The sequence below is a fragment of the Bacillus sp. G402 genome (genome assembly GCF_051172515.1).
Classification (GTDB): domain Bacteria; phylum Bacillota; class Bacilli; order Bacillales; family Bacillaceae; genus Bacillus; species Bacillus altitudinis.
Genome location: NZ_JBPIZC010000001.1, coordinates 843974 through 861328, shown reverse-complemented (window position 1 = coordinate 861328; position 17355 = coordinate 843974). Strand labels below are relative to the sequence as shown.

The 17355-nt window shown below is 40.1% G+C and carries 11 protein-coding genes; all 11 read left to right on the top strand.

From position 1 onward, the window contains the following. Positions 1-8 precede the first annotated feature (8 nt). The 11 genes from rnjB to ACSBQP_RS04510 all read left to right on the top strand — a co-directional run bounded on the left by rnjB (position 9) and on the right by ACSBQP_RS04510 (position 17344). A complete protein-coding gene (gene rnjB / locus ACSBQP_RS04560) occupies positions 9-1676 on the top strand; it encodes a ribonuclease J2 (RefSeq protein WP_008344715.1) in 1668 nt (555 codons plus the stop codon). 121 nt (positions 1677-1797) lie between these two features. Then, positions 1798-2526 (top strand): ClpP family protease, encoded by a 729-nt coding sequence (locus tag ACSBQP_RS04555; protein ID WP_008344713.1) that lies wholly within the window; start codon positions 1798-1800, stop codon positions 2524-2526. Continuing rightward, on the top strand, positions 2523-2759 hold the full coding sequence (locus tag ACSBQP_RS04550) for a YlzJ-like family protein (RefSeq protein WP_008344712.1): 237 nt from the start codon (positions 2523-2525) through the stop codon (positions 2757-2759). The genes ACSBQP_RS04555 and ACSBQP_RS04550 overlap by 4 nt, the downstream gene beginning before the upstream one ends. A 110-nt stretch (positions 2760-2869) precedes the next feature. Next, on the top strand, positions 2870-5245 hold the full coding sequence (locus ACSBQP_RS04545; RefSeq protein ID WP_017359059.1) for an FtsK/SpoIIIE family DNA translocase: 2376 nt from the start codon (positions 2870-2872) through the stop codon (positions 5243-5245). A gap of 164 nt (positions 5246-5409) precedes the next feature. Beyond that, a complete protein-coding gene (locus ACSBQP_RS04540; RefSeq protein ID WP_035392028.1) occupies positions 5410-6135 on the top strand; it encodes a GntR family transcriptional regulator in 726 nt (241 codons plus the stop codon). Between the two features lie 103 nt (positions 6136-6238). Next, entirely contained in the window at positions 6239-7468 is a 1230-nt protein-coding gene (locus ACSBQP_RS04535; protein ID WP_227820623.1) for an MFS transporter, read from the top strand. Between the two features lie 319 nt (positions 7469-7787). After that, entirely contained in the window at positions 7788-10904 is a 3117-nt protein-coding gene (locus ACSBQP_RS04530) for an MMPL family transporter (protein ID WP_025207353.1), read from the top strand. 145 nt (positions 10905-11049) lie between these two features. Continuing rightward, a complete protein-coding gene (gene yfmF / locus ACSBQP_RS04525; protein ID WP_008344702.1) occupies positions 11050-12330 on the top strand; it encodes an EF-P 5-aminopentanol modification-associated protein YfmF in 1281 nt (426 codons plus the stop codon). Then, complete coding sequence (gene yfmH, locus ACSBQP_RS04520) at positions 12327-13619, top strand: EF-P 5-aminopentanol modification-associated protein YfmH (RefSeq protein WP_017359055.1); 1293 nt, start codon at positions 12327-12329, stop codon at positions 13617-13619. Before yfmF ends, yfmH begins: the two co-directional genes overlap by 4 nt. A gap of 151 nt (positions 13620-13770) precedes the next feature. Then, positions 13771-14247 (top strand): MarR family winged helix-turn-helix transcriptional regulator, encoded by a 477-nt coding sequence (locus ACSBQP_RS04515; protein ID WP_007499493.1) that lies wholly within the window; start codon positions 13771-13773, stop codon positions 14245-14247. Beyond that, a complete protein-coding gene (locus ACSBQP_RS04510) occupies positions 14225-17344 on the top strand; it encodes an MMPL family transporter (protein WP_435028223.1) in 3120 nt (1039 codons plus the stop codon). The genes ACSBQP_RS04515 and ACSBQP_RS04510 overlap by 23 nt, the downstream gene beginning before the upstream one ends. Positions 17345-17355: the final 11 nt, after the last annotated feature.

Sequence of the window (17355 nt, the reverse complement as noted above, 5' to 3'; positions counted from 1 at the left end):
TAAGAATTTTGAAAAAGAAAAATACAGAGAACGTAAGAATTATTGCACTGGGAGGCGTTGGAGAAATCGGGAAAAACTTATATGTCATTGAGATTGATTCCGACATATATGTTGTAGATGCAGGACTCATGCATCCAGAAAACGAAATGCTAGGCATTGACGTGGTCATTCCTGATATCTCTTATTTAACAGAACGAGCTGATCGGGTGAAAGCAATTTTTCTTACCCACGGACATGATGAAGCAATCGGAGGCGTATTCCATTGCTTAAGCAAATTGTCTGTACCAGTTTACGGCACGAAGCTGACCCTTGCGTTACTTCGAGAAAAGTTAAAGCAATACGGCTTCAATCAAAAAGCTGATTTGCGAGAGGTTCATGCAAAGTCAGTCATTACATTTGAAACAACAAAGGTATCGTTCTTTAGAACGAATCACAGTATTCCTGATTCAGTCGGAATCAGCTTCAAAACATCTCTTGGTTCAATCGTATGCACAGGTGATTTTAAATTTGATCAAACCCCAGCGCTTAACCAAGCCTGTGACATCGGAGAGATTGCGAAAATTGGAAACAATGGCGTTTTAGCACTTCTTTCAGACAGTGCAAATGCTGAAAAACCAGGCTATACACCTTCTGAGGCGCTCGTCCAAGACGAAATCTCAAATGCGATGTACAATGCTGAAAACCGTGTGATTGTGGCTGTATCTTCATCAAATATTAATCGTGTACAGCAAATCATTAATGCCACAAACCAAAATGGCCGTAAGCTTGCAGTAGCAGGGAAAAATATGATGACAACTCTTCAGCTTGCGATCAAACTTGGTTATGTGACAGCAGACGAAGAATTATTTGTTCCAGTCCAAGAAGTGAAAAAAATGGCGAAAAACAGTGTGGTCATTCTCACAGCAGGAAGCCACGGTGAGCCTCTCGCTGCTTTAACAAAAATGGCGAAACAAAATCACAAACAGCTTCATATTGAAAAAGATGACACGGTTGTGATTGCGTCTACACCTCTTCCGGGACAAGAACTCACCTATTCAAAAACAGTGGATTTCCTTACAAGAAGCGGAGCACAAGTGATTTTTGCTCAAAAACGTGTGCATGTATCTGGACATGGCTGTCAAGAAGAGTTAAAGCTCATGCTGAACTTACTGAAGCCAAAGTATTTAATTCCAGTAAACGGCGAATATCGCATGCAAAAAGCACATTCTCGTATTGCTGAAGAAGTGGGCATGAAACGAAGCGACATTTTCTTAATTGATAAAGGGGATGTTGTGGAATTTAGAGGTCAAAACGTCAAAATCGGTGAAAAAGTACATCAAGGGAACATTTTGATCGACGGTCTTGGTGTTGGTGATATTGGGAATATTGTCTTACGTGATAGACGCCTATTGTCTCAAGATGGCATCTTAATTGTGGTCATTACGCTCGATAAACAAAAGAAACAATTAATTTCTGGACCTGAGATCATCACAAGAGGATTTGTGTATGTAAGAGAATCCGAAGAGCTGATTGTGAAAGCAACAGAAATGGTCAAAGGGATTGTGAAAGAGCAAACGGAAAACTCAATTGTTGAATGGTCAACACTGAAACAATCCATGCGCGATGTACTAAATCAATTCCTATATGAAAAAACAAAACGTAAGCCAATGATCATTCCAATTATTATGGAAGTGTGATGAGAAAAGTCCAAAGAGCACAAGTTCTTTGGGCTTTTTTGATGTGACATGATGAATGCGGATGGAATGTGACGATCTTGTTCATAATAGGAGGAGAGTTTTTAGGAAAGGATGGAGACAAATGGACGAACAGAATGAACAGCAGCCTGAGCGAAAACCAGAAGAAAAAGATAGCATTATGAGCAAAATACAACAGCTTGGTGAAACAGCCGTCCCGCAGTTGTCACAAGATACAAACATACATTGCCTGACTATTATTGGACAAATTGAAGGGCACATGCAGCTGCCGCCACAAAATAAAACAACCAAATACGAACATGTCATTCCACAAATCGTAGCAGTTGAACAAAACCCAAAAATTGAAGGACTTCTAATCATTTTAAATACAGTGGGCGGCGATGTAGAAGCAGGACTAGCCATTGCGGAAATGCTCGCTTCTTTATCCAAACCGACTGTATCCATTGTGCTTGGCGGCGGCCACTCTATTGGGGTCCCAATCGCCGTATCGTGTGATTATTCATACATTGCCGAAACAGCAACGATGACCATTCACCCTGTACGCTTAACCGGTCTAGTCATCGGTGTTCCGCAAACCTTTGAATACTTAGATAAAATGCAGGAAAGAGTCATTAATTTTGTCACGAGTCACTCAAACATTACAGAAGAGAAATTTAAAGAGCTTATGTTCTCTAAAGGCAATCTAACAAGAGACATCGGGACAAATGTCGTTGGCCATGAGGCGGCTGAATACGGACTGATGCATGAAGTCGGCGGCGTTGGACAAGCGATTAAAAAGCTGAACGAGCTTATTGGCGAACGGGCTGCACAAAACGAGGGGCTGATCCAATGATTTTATATACACCTATGCCTTATGAAGCCATTTACGCTGAGGAACAAGGAGAACGCAAACTTCAGCAGGTAAACATTCAGGGTGTGCCAGTGATGGTTGAAATGAAAGAAGATGAAGCGGAAATCGTTCAAGTAATGAGTACGAATCCAATGGACTTTTTGAATCAGGAGCTTGCACCAGGTAAGCGATTGAAGTTACATTTAGGCACCAATCAAACCGACTCATATGAATGATTCTATGCTATAATAAAGGGAAAACTTACAACAAGATGCAGCCAAAATCAGGCTGCTTTCTTTCTGATCTTTTCGTAGGTTATATTTTCTTTTGTAGTAAGGTGATGAGTATGGCGAAAAAGAGAAAACGTAAAACAAGAAAAAAACAAAATAAACAGCTAAAACTGAAATATGAACTAAATGGGTTAGTCTGTATTGCCATAGCGATCATTGCCATTTTACAGCTAGGTGTAGTTGGACAAACCTTTGTACATCTATTCCGATTCTTTGCAGGTGAATGGTTTATTCTCTGCCTTATCGGATTATTTCTTTTTGGTGTGACGATCTTTTGGAAAAAACAAATTCCTGATTTACTGACAAGAAGAAAAGCAGGTTTATACTGCATCATTGCGAGTATCTTGCTTTTGTCCCATGTGAAGCTTTTTCAGCATCTTTCAGCTGCAGGCGTGATAGGTTCTCAAAGTGTAATCAGAAATACGTTTGAGTTATTCTTAATGGATATGAAAGGTGAGACAGGCTCGCCCGATTTAGGAGGCGGTATGATCGGTGCTGTATTATTTGCGGCCTCCTATTTCTTGTTTGCACAAGCAGGGTCGCAAATCATGGCCATTGTGCTAATGCTGATCGGCATTGTGCTGATCACAAACCGGTCATTGCAAGAAATGGTCAAAAAAGTGACGCTGCCTGTATCACAATTTTTGGTGAAGCAGTGGAAAGCATTTATTGAAGATATGAAAGGCATAAGGCAGGCGAAAAAGAATGCACCTGCGCAGAAAACAAGTGAAAAGAAAAAACGTTCACGGTTGCAAGAAGAGACCGAAGAAGATCATGATCATATCTTGATCGAGGAAGAAGAGCAAGCTTCTGACAATCGTCAGCCGATTATCTCTAGTTTTGCTGATCGAGATGACATGCTCACACCGCAAGTTCAAAAAGATCAGCCGGTCAATGAGCCAGATCCTCTTCAAGAAACTGTACAAGGCACTCCGTCTCATGATACAGGGGACGAACCGAAAGAAGCTCCGCCTATGACGTTTACGGAGCTTGAAAATAAGGATTATGAGCTGCCATCTCTTGATATTTTAGCTGAGCCGCAGCATTCAGGTCAGCAAACAGATAAGAAGAATATTTATGAAAATGCAAGAAAACTTGAAAAGACCTTCCAAAGTTTTGGTGTAAAAGCAAAAGTGACACAAGTTCATTTAGGGCCGGCCGTCACAAAATATGAAGTATACCCTGATGTCGGCGTGAAGGTAAGTAAGATCGTCAACTTGAGTGATGATTTAGCCCTTGCATTAGCTGCAAAAGACATTCGAATTGAAGCGCCGATTCCTGGTAAATCCGCCATCGGAATTGAAGTGCCCAACGCAGAAATTGCAATGGTTTCTTTAAAAGAGGTTTTAGAATCGAAACAAAATGACCGCCCAAATGCCAAGCTACTCATCGGACTGGGTCGAAATATTTCTGGTGAAGCTGTGCTGGCTGAAATGAACAAAATGCCGCATTTACTTGTGGCTGGCTCGACAGGAAGCGGAAAAAGCGTATGTATCAATGGCATTATCACAAGTATTCTCATGAGAGCAAAACCTCATGAAGTGAAGATGATGATGATTGACCCGAAAATGGTTGAATTAAATGTTTATAACGGCATCCCGCATCTGTTGGCTCCAGTTGTGACTGATCCTAAGAAAGCCTCACAGGCACTTAAAAAAGTGGTTAGTGAAATGGAGCGCCGTTATGAATTGTTTTCTCATACGGGCACAAGAAATATTGAAGGGTACAATGATTACATTAAACGAATGAATCAATCAGAAGAGGCGAAGCAGCCAGAACTCCCTTATATTGTCGTCATTGTAGACGAGCTTGCTGATTTAATGATGGTTGCTTCCTCTGATGTGGAAGATTCCATTACAAGGCTTTCTCAAATGGCACGTGCTGCAGGAATTCATTTAATTATCGCCACACAGAGACCTTCGGTTGATGTCATTACTGGTGTCATTAAAGCCAATATTCCATCCCGTATTGCATTTAGCGTATCGTCACAAACCGATTCAAGGACCATTCTTGATATGGGAGGCGCAGAAAAATTGTTGGGCAGAGGGGATATGTTGTTCTTACCGGTCGGTGCGAACAAACCAGTTCGTGTACAAGGTGCCTTTTTATCAGATGAAGAAGTGGAACATGTCGTTGATCATGTCATCACACAGCAAAAAGCACAATATCAAGAAGAAATGATCCCAAGTGAAGAAACGCAAGATCAGCTTGGGGCTGTGGACGACGACTTATATGATGAAGCAGTTGAACTGATCATTGGTATGCAGACGGCCTCTGTTTCTATGCTACAAAGGAGGTTCCGCATCGGTTATACTCGTGCTGCACGTCTTATTGACGCAATGGAAGAGCGCGGGGTTGTCGGACCATATGAAGGAAGTAAACCGAGAGAAGTCCTCCTTTCAAAAGAACAACATGACGAGCTCTCTTCATAATTCGAAGAGAGCTTTCCTAACATGAAGTTAACGATATATTGATTATGTTAACTGGAAGTCAGACTATTTATTTATTTGCAAAAACATGATATAGTTATGTTCATCTTATCTCGGAATAGAGATTTCTCATCTTATCATTTGCATTGATTAGACGGAGGGAAAACATGTCGACCAAAACAGACAATCGCCATTTATATTTGAAAGTGATTGACCGTATTAAAGAAGATATTCAAACAGGTGTATATGCCGAAAAAGAAAAGCTCCCTTCTGAGTTTGAGCTCTCAAAGCTTTTAGGCGTGAGCAGAGCGACCCTTCGTGAAGCCCTTCGTATATTAGAAGAAGAGAAGTATTTAATTAGAAGGCATGGTGTGGGGACTTTCGTCAACTCAAGACCGCTTTTTTCTACTGGCATTGAACAGCTGACAAGTGTCACAAAAATGATTGAACAGGTCAATATGACGCCAGGTACGATCTTTTTGTCCTCACAAAAAGGGGAGCCGACAGAGAATGATGTCATTCGTTTTCAGTGTGATGAATCCGAGAAGGTTTTTTCAATGGAACGCGTTCGAACAGCAGATGGACAGCCAGTCGTCTATTGTTTAGATAAAATTCCGGTTAAACATCTTCCCGCTTCTTTTACTCATGAGGAAGAATCGCTTTTTGAGCTGTTTGGCAGAGAACCGCACACCGGAATTAAATATGCAGTGGCAGACATCGAACCGATTGGTTATCACGATCAGGCTTCACCGATACTAGAATGTGACCCAGAAACAGCGTTACTATTACTGAAACAAATGCACTATGATCAAGATGATCAGCCGGTCTTATACTCGCTCAATTATTTTCGAGCGGATAAATTCAGCTTCCATGTCATACGTAAACGATTTTAACAAAGCAGTCGCTTCCATAGGCGGTTGCTTTTTGTTTGCCCATACATAAAACCCGTGAAACATGCCACACTAATACGTAACAGTATATAGAATTGGGTGAATGATGTTGGGCGAGAAAACAGTCAGTAAAAAGAATATTATTGCATTATCATCAGTGCCTCTAATCATGACACTTGGGAACTCGATGCTAATCCCCGTATTACCAGAGATCGAAAAGAAACTCTCAATCACTTCCTTTCAAGTGTCACTCATTATTACGGTATACTCCGTTGTGGCGATTTTGTGTATTCCGATTGCCGGTTATTTATCTGACCGAATTGGGCGAAAAAAGGTGCTTTTGCCGTGCCTTTTAATCGCAGGACTTGGAGGAGCTGTGGCAGCTGTTGCCTCAACCATCATGAAAGAACCCTACATGTGGATTTTATTTGGCAGGGTCCTTCAAGGTGTTGGTTCAGCTGGGGCGGCACCTGTCGTTATGCCATTTATTGGCGATTTGTTTCATGATGATGAAGAGGTAAGTGCGGGACTTGGAGCCATTGAAACTTCTAATACAGCTGGAAAGGTACTAAGTCCTATTATTGGGGCACTTCTCGCTTCTTGGTTTTGGTTTGTACCGTTTTGGTTCATTCCATTCTTTTCAATCATCAGCTTTGTGATGGTACTGTTTATGGTTGAATCCGCAAAGAAAGAGGAAGATCCGCCTACATTTAAAGAGTTTTTAAAATCAACAAAGACGATTTTTAAGCATGAAGGACGCTGGCTTTATGCCATTTTTGCTATTGGCGGTTTTATTATGTTTCTTCTTTTTGGCGTGCTCTTTTATTTATCAGATAACCTAGAAGCAGCGTATCAAATAACGGGTGTCAAAAAAGGCTTGCTGCTAAGCATCCCGCTCCTTTTCTTATCAATCAGCTCGTACATTGCGGGGAAAACAATCGGAAAAGAAAAGGGGAAAATGAGGATATTTCTCATCGTTGGTATGGCTCTTTTATCACTTTCGTATATATTTTTATGGTGGAATCACAGTTTTTACGTGTTGTTTGTCTGCTTAAGTATTGGCGGCGTAGGGATTGGCATTGTGCTTCCAGCACTGGATGCGTTGATAACAGAAGGGATTGAAAAAGAGCAGTGCGGAACCATTACGTCATTTTATAGCAGCATGCGGTTTATCGGTGTTGCTTTAGGGCCTCCAATTTACGCATTTCTGATGGATAAAGGAGACGCCATCGTTTTTATTCTATCGACCATATGTAGTCTCATTTCATTATTTTTGGTCCTCTTTTTTATCCAGCCAGATGAAAAGGATGAAAGTGAACAATTGAAAACGGTTTAAACATAGAAAAAAGACGGTATTTTGCCATCTTTTTTCTTTTTTATAAATTGACATGTAAAATTTTGATAGTTAAACTAATGTATAGTAATATCTTTTAAATTATCCCAAATAGGAGGTGTTCAAAAACATTCATTTTCTGTCTTTGTTTTAAGGCAGAAATTGAGCTCGTGGCTGATGATGGATATGCGTTTCTTCAACACGAAAGGACAATTGAATAGGTCATCCTGCCATTAGCACGTTGAAGGAGACGAAGTCAGCACTTCAGACACGCTCAAAAACAGCAAATTGATTGATGAACTAGAAGGAGCTTGAAGCAGCTATGTTGCAAATAATTAAAGCAAGATGGATTGTATTAATGGTGTGGATGATAACAGCTGTGATTCTGTTTATTACTGCGCCCAATTTAGAGGAATTAACAAGAGAAAAAGGGCAGTTAAAGGTTCCAGAGGGGACACCAACAGCTGAGGCACTTCACTTATTGGATAAGCTTTCAGATCATAATGGGAAAAAAGATACTGGTGTGATTGTATTCTCCGAACAACATTTGTTCCCTGCAAAAGAGCAGGAATTAAAAAAGGCTTTAGCTGCACTCATGACACATGCCCCAGAACTCCACATTGACGGAATTACTTCGTATTTTCATGTAGAACGTGACATTCAAAAACAACTTTTATCAAAGGATAAAAGTACACTTCTTGTTCCATTCAAATTCGACCACTACGAAACAAAAGCTGTGAAGGTTAAAGAACGAATTGAGGAAGTTTTAAAGCCCTACAACGTTTCATATGAAATGACAGGTCAAAAATTTGTGGACTCAGATGTCATTAAAAGCTCTCAACAAGGTCTGAAGAAAACTGAACTTATCACGATGATTTTTATTTTCTTTATTTTAATAATTGTATTCAGATCGATACTGGCACCTGTTGTCCCGCTTATTACGATTGGCATTTCTTATGCTGTCAGCCGGTGTATTGTGGCTTTTCTCGTAGAATATACACCATTTCCTCTGTCTAATTTCACTCAGATTTTTATGGTAGCTATTATGTTCGGTATAGGAACGGATTATTGTATATTACTTTTAAGCCGTTTTAAAGAGGAGATTGGTCAGGGGCGTGATGTCAAAGAATCGATTATCATCACGTATCAATGTGCAGGGAAAACGGTCTTTTTCAGCGGCTTAGCTGTGTTAGTCGGCTTCTCAAGTATTGGTTTCGCAAAATTCCAATTGTACCAATCAGCCGTCAGCGTTGCCGTAGGCGTTGGCATTCTGCTCATTGCACTTGTCACAATCGTTCCCTTTTTTATGTCGGTTTTCGGAAAATCCCTTTTTTGGCCGTCTAAAAGAGAAAACATTCGTCATCCACAAAGTAAGATTTGGGAATGGGCTGGGCGCTTTTCATTTAAAAGACCGCTCATCAGCTTAGGTGTAGTTGCACTCATCACTGTTCCTCCGATTCTGATGTATGACGGCACTCTTTCTTATAATAGTTTAAATGAGATTGGGACAAAGTATGAGTCAGTGTCTGCATTTAATACGATATCTGAGCAATTTGGCTTTGGTGAAGCGCTGCCGCTGAATGTGCTTGTCGAAAGTGACAATGAGCTCGATAATCAAGAAAAGATTGTCATGATTGAAAAACTGACCCGTAAGTTAAATGACATTGAGGAAGTAAAAGCGGTTCGCAGTGTCACTCGCCCAGTTGGAGATGGGTTAAGTCAGCTCTACGTTACCTCTCAAGCGAAAGAGCTGGGAGGAGAGCTTGGGAAAGGTCATGAGGGCATCGGGAAAATTACAGATGGCTTGACCGAAACAAACTTAGCACTTCTCAAACAAAAACCAAAAATTGAAGAATCCGCTAAAGGGATTGATCAATTGATTGATGGGACAAAAGCCATCAAAGGTGGGATCGGAGAAGTGAGGAAATCACTCATTTCTTTAGAGGATGGTGTGAGGCGCAGTAAAGAGGGCGTAGGAACCATTCGCACTGAAATCAAACAAGCGAAAAAAGAATTAGAGCAAGAATATCGCAAAAGTGAAACCATGATTCAAGATCTTGAACGAGTCGTAAGCACACTCGAAGGTCACGCAACATCAAATGAGCAACTGATGACAACGATTAAGAAAGTGAAACAATCCTACGAAAACGTATCATTTGAAGGGCTTGAAAACCGGCTTCCAGAAATCAAAGATATGAATGAATATAAAGAAATCAAAAAAGTATTCAAAGACACAAAAGGAATGATCGATCAAGCTGGAGAGCAAATGAGCGTCTATGAAGAGGAAGCAACTGCCTTTAAACAAAAGATCAAGAAAGCAGATCAAGTCATTCAAACGTTCTCATACAAGCAAAAAGAAATCAAACAACAAGTAAAGGCGCTGATGACAGGTTTAGATCAAATTTATGATGGTCTTGATGAAACGAATAAAGGACAAAAACAGCTCATCAAAGAAATGCCTAAAATTGAAGACGGCGCAGATCAGCTGACAGATGGCCAAAAAGCCGTGAAAAAAGGGTTTAACCAGCTATCATCTAAACTATCACTATTAACAGATGGATTAGATGAAAGTATTTCCGGACTTGAGCAAGTAAAAAGCGGCTTTACCGAGGCGGACAGCTACTTAAAACAGCTTCAGGAAGCACCAGATGAAGAAGTAACGGGCTGGTTTATACCAGAAGAAGTACTGAAACGCCATGAGTTTAAGAAAATATTTAATACGTATATGTCCCCAGATCGTAAATTAACAACCTTTGAAGTGATATTAAACGTAAATCCATACAGCAATGAAGCAATGAAAGGTGTTGCAAAAATCGAGGAAACCCTTGATCAATACTTACCTGTAAGTGGTTTGAAAAACGCCAACTACGGTGTATCTGGTATCTCCAGTTTAAATGTTGACTTAAAAGAAACGTCAGACGGTGACTTTATCAGAACGGTTATTTTCATGTTAATTGGTATCTTTATTATTTTAGTTATATTATTAAGGTCAATCGTCATGCCGATATACTTAACACTGTCACTTATATTAACGTATTTTACATCCATTGGCTTAACAGAATGGATTTTCAAAACATTCTTTGGCTACGATGGTGTCAGCTGGGCTGTTCCATTTTTCAGCTTTGTGATCCTTGTGACCCTCGGCATTGATTATTCGATCTTCCTCATGGATCGTTTTAATGAATGGAAGGGAGAGCATGTTCAAGCATCCATGATATCAGCGATGAGAAATATGGGGTCGGTCATTATTTCAGCAGTTGCTATTTTAGCGGGTACTTTTGCTGCGATGCTGCCCTCGGGTGTATTATCATTAGTTGAAATTGCAACGGTCGTACTCATTGGACTTTTATTATATGCTTTTGTTGTTCTACCACTCTTTATCCCGGTCATGGTTCGCATCTTTGGAAAATGGAATTGGTGGCCGTTTAGAATGAAATAACAACTTGCGTCTCTGCTTTTAGCAGAGGCGTTTTTATTTCCTATCCTTTCCTCTGATTGATATAATGACTATTAAATGGCTGTTTCACGTATATATCAGCTATGTTCTAATACATAATAAATAGGATGAACAAAGGAGGTTTCTCATGACGTACTTACAAGAGAAGACATTTGATACACCTGGTCTTCATACTCATATTGTCAAAACAGAAAAATTTAAAACCGTGACGATCCTTTTTAAAATGCTTGCGCCTTTATCCAAAGATGACGTCACCATGCGTTCTCTTTTCCCGCATGTGCTATTAAGAGGAACAGAAAAAATGCCGAAAACGGGAGAGCTTCGTGCTTATTTCGACGAGCTCTATGGGGCGACCGTTTCCGCAGACATGGCGAAAAAAGGTGAAAATCACATCATTACCTTCCGTCTAGAAATGGCGAATGAAAAATATTTAAAGGATCAAACCCCTTTACTAGAAAAAGGGATTGCCTTACTTTCTGAACTATTATTCCACCCGTACGTGGAAAACGGGGTATTTCATGAATTGTACGTTGAGCAAGAAAAACGAACATTGAAACAGCGCATTCAAGCCGTTTATGATGACAAAATGCGCTATTCAAACTTAAGACTTGTGCAGGAAATGTGTAAAGGTGAGCCATATGCACTGCACGTCAATGGTGAAATGGAAGACGTCGAAGCGATTACGTCAGAAGCGCTCTTTAAAGCATACGAGCATGCACTTCAGTCCAACCAGCTGGATCTCTATGTTGTGGGAGACGTTGATGAACAAGACATCAATCGAATGGTCTCGCAATACTTTAAAACAAGTGAAAGAGAGCCGGTCAAACAAAATACCGAATCATCAAGATCACAAATAGAGCCAAAAGAAGTCATTGATGAAGAGGATGTAAAACAAGGAAAGCTGAACATTGGCTTTCGCACACATACAACGATAGCGGATGAAGATTATCCGGCGCTGCATTTGTTTAATGGCATATTCGGCGGCTTCTCGCATTCAAAGCTATTTATCAATGTGCGGGAAAAAGCAAGTCTTGCGTACTATGCTGTCTCTAGACTTGAGAGCTTTAAAGGTTTGATGATGGTCATGTCAGGAATTGAAGTCGGCAACTATCAGCAGGCAGTAGACATCATCAAAGAACAATTTGATGCCATGCAAAAAGGCGATTTTTCTGATGAAGCAATTGAACAGACAAAGGCTGTCGTCAAAAACCAGTTGCTCGAAACCATTGATACGTCTTATGGAACAGCGGAATACTTATATCAGCATGCCGTCGTGCCAACAGGGGAGAGCCTCGATTCCTTTTTAGATGCGTTAGACAGAGTGACAAAAGAGGACATCATCAAAGTGGGTCAAAAAATCGAATGGGATACGACCTATTTTCTTAAAGGAACGGAGGGTGCTTCATGACAGTGAAAACAATTCAATTCGATCAGCTGCAAGAGACGGTGTATCACGAAAAAATGGACAGCGGACTTGACGTCTATGTGCTGCCAAAACAAGGGTTTAACAAAACATATGCAACCTTCACAACAAAATATGGCTCTGTTGACAATGAATTTGTGCCGCTTGGCAAAGAAGACATGATCCGAGTGCCTGATGGAATTGCCCATTTCTTAGAGCATAAGCTGTTTGAAAAAGAAGATGGTGATGTGTTTCATACATTTAGTAAACAGGGAGCAGCCGCAAACGCATTTACGACGTTTACGAGAACGGCATACTTATTTTCAAGCACGGCCAATGTCGAACAGAATCTTGAAACACTCATTGATTTTGTGCAAGAGCCTTATTTTACTGAAAAAACGGTCGAAAAAGAAAAAGGCATCATTGGTCAAGAAATCAACATGTATGATGACAATCCAGATTGGCGTTTATTCTTTGGTCTGATCGAAAACCTCTATCAAGAGCACCCAGTGAGAATTGATATTGCTGGAACCGTTGAAAGCATTGCGCCAATTACGAAAGACCATTTATATGAATGCTACGAAACGTTCTATCACCCAAGCAATATGCTTCTTTTTGTAGTGGGTCCTGTTGATCCGGCGCAAATTTTAGACCAAGTAAGAGCGAATCAGGCAAAAAAACCATTTACCGATCAGCCGGATATTCAGCGGAAAGAGATCAATGAACCTGATCGTGTATACCGAAAAGAATACGAACTGAAAATGAATGTACAAGGTTCTAAATGTATGTTTGGTTTGAAAACGAAAAACCCGCATAAAAAAGGAAAACAGCTCCTCAAACATGAGCTTGGCATGAATCTTATTTTAGAGACATTGTTTGGTAAAAGTTCTCTGCAATATGAGCGTATGTATGAAAAAGGCTTGATTGATGAGACATTCAGTTACGATTATACGGAAGAAGGCGGTTTTGGCTTCACTTCAGTTGGCGGAGACACAAATGACCCTGATCAACTCGCAGATGAATTAAAAGAAACGCTTCTTCAAGCAAAAAGCCTGATCACAGAAGAAAAGATTGAACTTGCTCGCAAGAAAAAAATTGGCAGCTTTTTAAAAGCGATGAACTCCCCGGAGTACATCGCCAATCAATTCACTCGATACGCATTCTTAGAAATGAGCTTATTTGATGTCGTGCCAGTACTGGAGCAAATCCAATTAACAGATATTCAGGAAATCTTAGACGAAGAAATTGATGAAGAAAGAATGTCAGTTTTCAAAGTCGTGCCGAAAGCAAAATAAATGAAAAAAAGACAAACTCAACGTATAAGAGTTTGTCTTTTTTGTGTCCAGCTAAAGAAAGCGCTTTATATGCGAAGATATTGATTGACAATTGTTTTGGGTATTAGTTAAACTCTTTAATAGTTAAACAATCAAACTAAAGGAGCAGCATATGGTACAAAATAAAATTGCCCAACTCATCCAGAGATATGCGGACGTCTATCTCATGATGGAGAAAAAAGTATCGAGTATGATCACGGAAAAGCTCGATAAAGAACTGACACTTGATCAATATTACTCGCTTCGATACATCAATTTACACCCAGGATGTACATCAACAGACCTTGCCATCGAATGTAATGTCAACAAAAGTGCTGTGACATCCATGACCAATCGTCTTTTTAATAAAGATTATATTTATCGTGAGCATGATCAAGCTGATCGAAGAAATGTTCATCTCTATGTGACGCCCGAAGGAAAAGACGTGGTCAGCCGAATGGAAAAGCAGCTTCAGGATCTTGTTCGGTCATATTTAGAAAAGTTTGATGAAAAAGAAATCGAATCATTTATTCAAACATATGAAAAGATTTATCAGATTATCATCGAAGAGGAGGCACAACATAGTAATGAGAGCAATCATAAAGGGTAGATGGCTGATCACGATCCTTTGGGTCGTACTAGCGGCTGTATTATTAATCACCGCTCCTAATATGGCGCAATTAACAAAAGAAAAAGGGCAGATTTCTGTTCCAGATGGTTATCCTTCTTCCTACGCCGATCAATTATTAAAGAACATGTCTGAAAATGGTGATACGGAAAAATCGATCGTCATTGTCTTTCAAGGAAAGGATATCGTTAAAGAAAGAGAAGCCTCTTTAAAGAAAGCGATGGAGATTTTAGAAAAGGATCAAGATCTCCATGTTGAAGACATCACTTCTTATTTTGATGCAAACAAAGATATTAAAAAACAGATGCTCTCTAAAGATCAAACAACACTTCTTGTTCCAGTTACATACGACTCGAACAAAATCAAAGCATCCGATTTTAAAGAAAGAGTCAATGAAAAGCTTAAGAGCCTGAACCTGACATTTGAAATGACAGGGCAGCCGCTAATCGACGATGATGTCATCACAAGCTCACAAGAAGGTCTGAAAAAAACGGAATTCATTACAATAGGGTTTATTTTAATTGTTCTTGTGCTTGTCTTTAGATCCGCAGTGGCACCGTTCGTTCCTTTAGTGGCCGTAGCGCTTTCCTATTTGGTCAGCCAATCCATTGTGGCTTACCTAGTAAAGTATGTTGATTTTCCGCTCTCGACCTTTACCCAAATTTTTATGGTCGCCATCATGTTTGGGATTGGAACCGACTACTGCATCCTGTTGCTAAGCCGGTTTAAAGAAGAACTATCTCACGGAAAAGATAAGGTTGAGGCGATTATTACAACATATAAGACGGCAGGTAAAACCGTTTTATTCAGCGGAATTGCTGTCCTCATTGGTTTTACGTGTATCGGTTTAGCCGAATTCCAACTGTATAAATCAGCTGTCGCCGTGGCGGTTGGTGTTGCCGTGTTAATAGTGGCACTGCTCACTGTCGTTCCATTCTTTATGGCGGTTTTAGGAAAAGTGTTATTTTGGCCGATCAAAGGCGATATTGCCCACCCGCAATCGAAAATGTGGGAAACAGCTGGTCGTTTTTCATTTAAGAAACCACTTCTCAGCTTGCTAATCGTTGCAATTATTACCCTTCCAGCGATTCTTATGTATAAAGGAACACTTTCATATAACAACCTAGACGAAATCGGCAATAAATACGAATCTGTCAATGCATTTAATACGATCTCTGACAAATTTGGACCAGGTGAAGCCCTTCCAGCAACCGTTGTCGTGAAATCATCCGATCTTTTAGACAATAACGAAGGTCTGATTGCTGTTGAAAAACTCAGTCGTGCGATTGAACAAACAGATGGTGTGAGTAAAGTGAGAAGTGCCACTCGTCCTGTTGGTAAAGGGCTGAATGACCTGTACGTGAAATCTCAAGCCAAAGAGCTAAATAGCGGGCTTGATAAAAGTAACGAAGGGTTGAAAAAGATCCAAGATGCTCTTACAACCATGAGTAGATCCATCGAGGATCAAACACCACAAATTAAAGCATCAGGAAAAGGCATTAACAAATTGATTTCTGGAACTGAATCCGTAAAATCAGGTATTCAAAACGTCGAAAAAACGATGAGAGAACTGCAAACCTATATCGATCAAAACAAAAAAGGTGTTTCTGAAATTAAAGAAAGAATAAAGGGTGCGAAAAAGGAATTAACAGATCAAGTCGCACAAGTGAATCAGCAAGTGGCACTGTATAAAAGCATTTCTAAAGAATTAAAAGCAGCATTGGCACAAGTCGATACGTCATCCTCTGCCGCAGCGGATGTAAAAGCTTTGATCAGTCAAGCGAATAAACAGTTCAGTACACTTGAAGAGCAAATTCCGCAGGTGAAAGAAAACCAATCATATCAAGCCATCAAAGCTTCATATAAGGAACTTTCTACTACCTTGCAAGAAGGAGCCAAACAGGCTGACAGCTATGCAAAACAAGCAAAAGAAGCAAAAAAACAGCTTGAAGCAGCAGATGCTTTTATCGCAAAAGCTTCAGAGCAGCAAAAAGTGTTTACAAATCAAATTGATGAGCTGATTGCTGGCTTAGAAGCCATTGAAAACGGGCTAGATCAAACGTCTAAAGGCCAAGGGCAGTTAGCTGATAGTATGCCTAAACTTGCAAATGGAGCCGGCGACATCATTAATGGTCAAAAACAAATGAAAGAAAAAATTGGCGGCTTTGGTGACAATCTGACCAAGCTGACAGATGGTCTAAACAAAAGTGTCGACGGCCTTGAGAAAATCTCAAACGGCTTAATGGGTGCAGGAGACTACTTAGATGAACTGAAAAACGCGCCAGATCAAGACATGGCCGGTTGGTTTATTCCAAAAGATGTCCTAAAAAATAAAGCTTTCAAGCAAGTGTTCGATTCCTATATGTCGGATGACCGCAAAATGACAAAGATTGACGTCATTTTAGAAGACAATCCATATGGAAACGACGCCATGAAAACAATTAAACAAGTAGAAGCTTCGGTCAAACGTGCACTTCCTGAAACAAACCTAAAAGATGTTTCATTTGGCGTATCTGGTGTTTCAAGTATGAACGCTGATTTAAAACAGCTGTCAGACCAAGACTTCAATAAGACGGTTCTTTACATGATGATCGGTATTTTCTTAATACTAGTGATTCTCTTCCGTTCTCTCGTGATGCCGCTTTACTTAGTTGGATCGCTGATTTTAACGTACTTTACCGCCATTGGTGTAACAGAATTTATTTTCACCCATTTCTTTGGATATCCGGGCATCAACTGGGCTGTTCCATTCTTTGGCTTTGTCATCTTAATGGCGCTTGGAGTCGATTATTCGATTTTCTTAATGGAACGCTTCAATGAATACAAAACAAAAGACATCCAGTTTGCCATGACTGAATCAATGAAAAATATGGGATCTGTTATTATGTCTGCTGCCGTCATTTTGGCAGGAACATTTGCAGCGATGCTGCCATCAGGTGTATTGTCACTCTTACAGATTGCAACACTTGTTCTCACAGGGCTTTTATTGTATGCGCTCGTTGTGCTACCATTGTTCGTACCTGTGATGGTCAAATTGTTCGGATCAGCGAATTGGTTCCCATTTAAACGAAAAGAATAAGGATTCCATAA

What these genes read in the sequence shown, in the direction of transcription:
- ACSBQP_RS04545 (WP_017359059.1), top strand. Translation starts at nt 2,870, where the DNA reads ATGGCGAAAAAGAGAAAACGTAAAACAAGAAAAAAACAAAATAAACAG.
- yfmF (WP_008344702.1), top strand. Translation starts at nt 11,050, where the DNA reads ATGACGTACTTACAAGAGAAGACATTTGATACACCTGGTCTTCATACT.
- ACSBQP_RS04550 (WP_008344712.1), top strand. Translation starts at nt 2,523, where the DNA reads ATGATTTTATATACACCTATGCCTTATGAAGCCATTTACGCTGAGGAA.
- ACSBQP_RS04530 (WP_025207353.1), top strand. Translation starts at nt 7,788, where the DNA reads ATGTTGCAAATAATTAAAGCAAGATGGATTGTATTAATGGTGTGGATG.
- ACSBQP_RS04555 (WP_008344713.1), top strand. Translation starts at nt 1,798, where the DNA reads ATGGACGAACAGAATGAACAGCAGCCTGAGCGAAAACCAGAAGAAAAA.
- ACSBQP_RS04515 (WP_007499493.1), top strand. Translation starts at nt 13,771, where the DNA reads ATGGTACAAAATAAAATTGCCCAACTCATCCAGAGATATGCGGACGTC.
- ACSBQP_RS04540 (WP_035392028.1), top strand. Translation starts at nt 5,410, where the DNA reads ATGTCGACCAAAACAGACAATCGCCATTTATATTTGAAAGTGATTGAC.
- ACSBQP_RS04510 (WP_435028223.1), top strand. Translation starts at nt 14,225, where the DNA reads ATGAGAGCAATCATAAAGGGTAGATGGCTGATCACGATCCTTTGGGTC.
- ACSBQP_RS04535 (WP_227820623.1), top strand. Translation starts at nt 6,239, where the DNA reads ATGTTGGGCGAGAAAACAGTCAGTAAAAAGAATATTATTGCATTATCA.
- yfmH (WP_017359055.1), top strand. Translation starts at nt 12,327, where the DNA reads ATGACAGTGAAAACAATTCAATTCGATCAGCTGCAAGAGACGGTGTAT.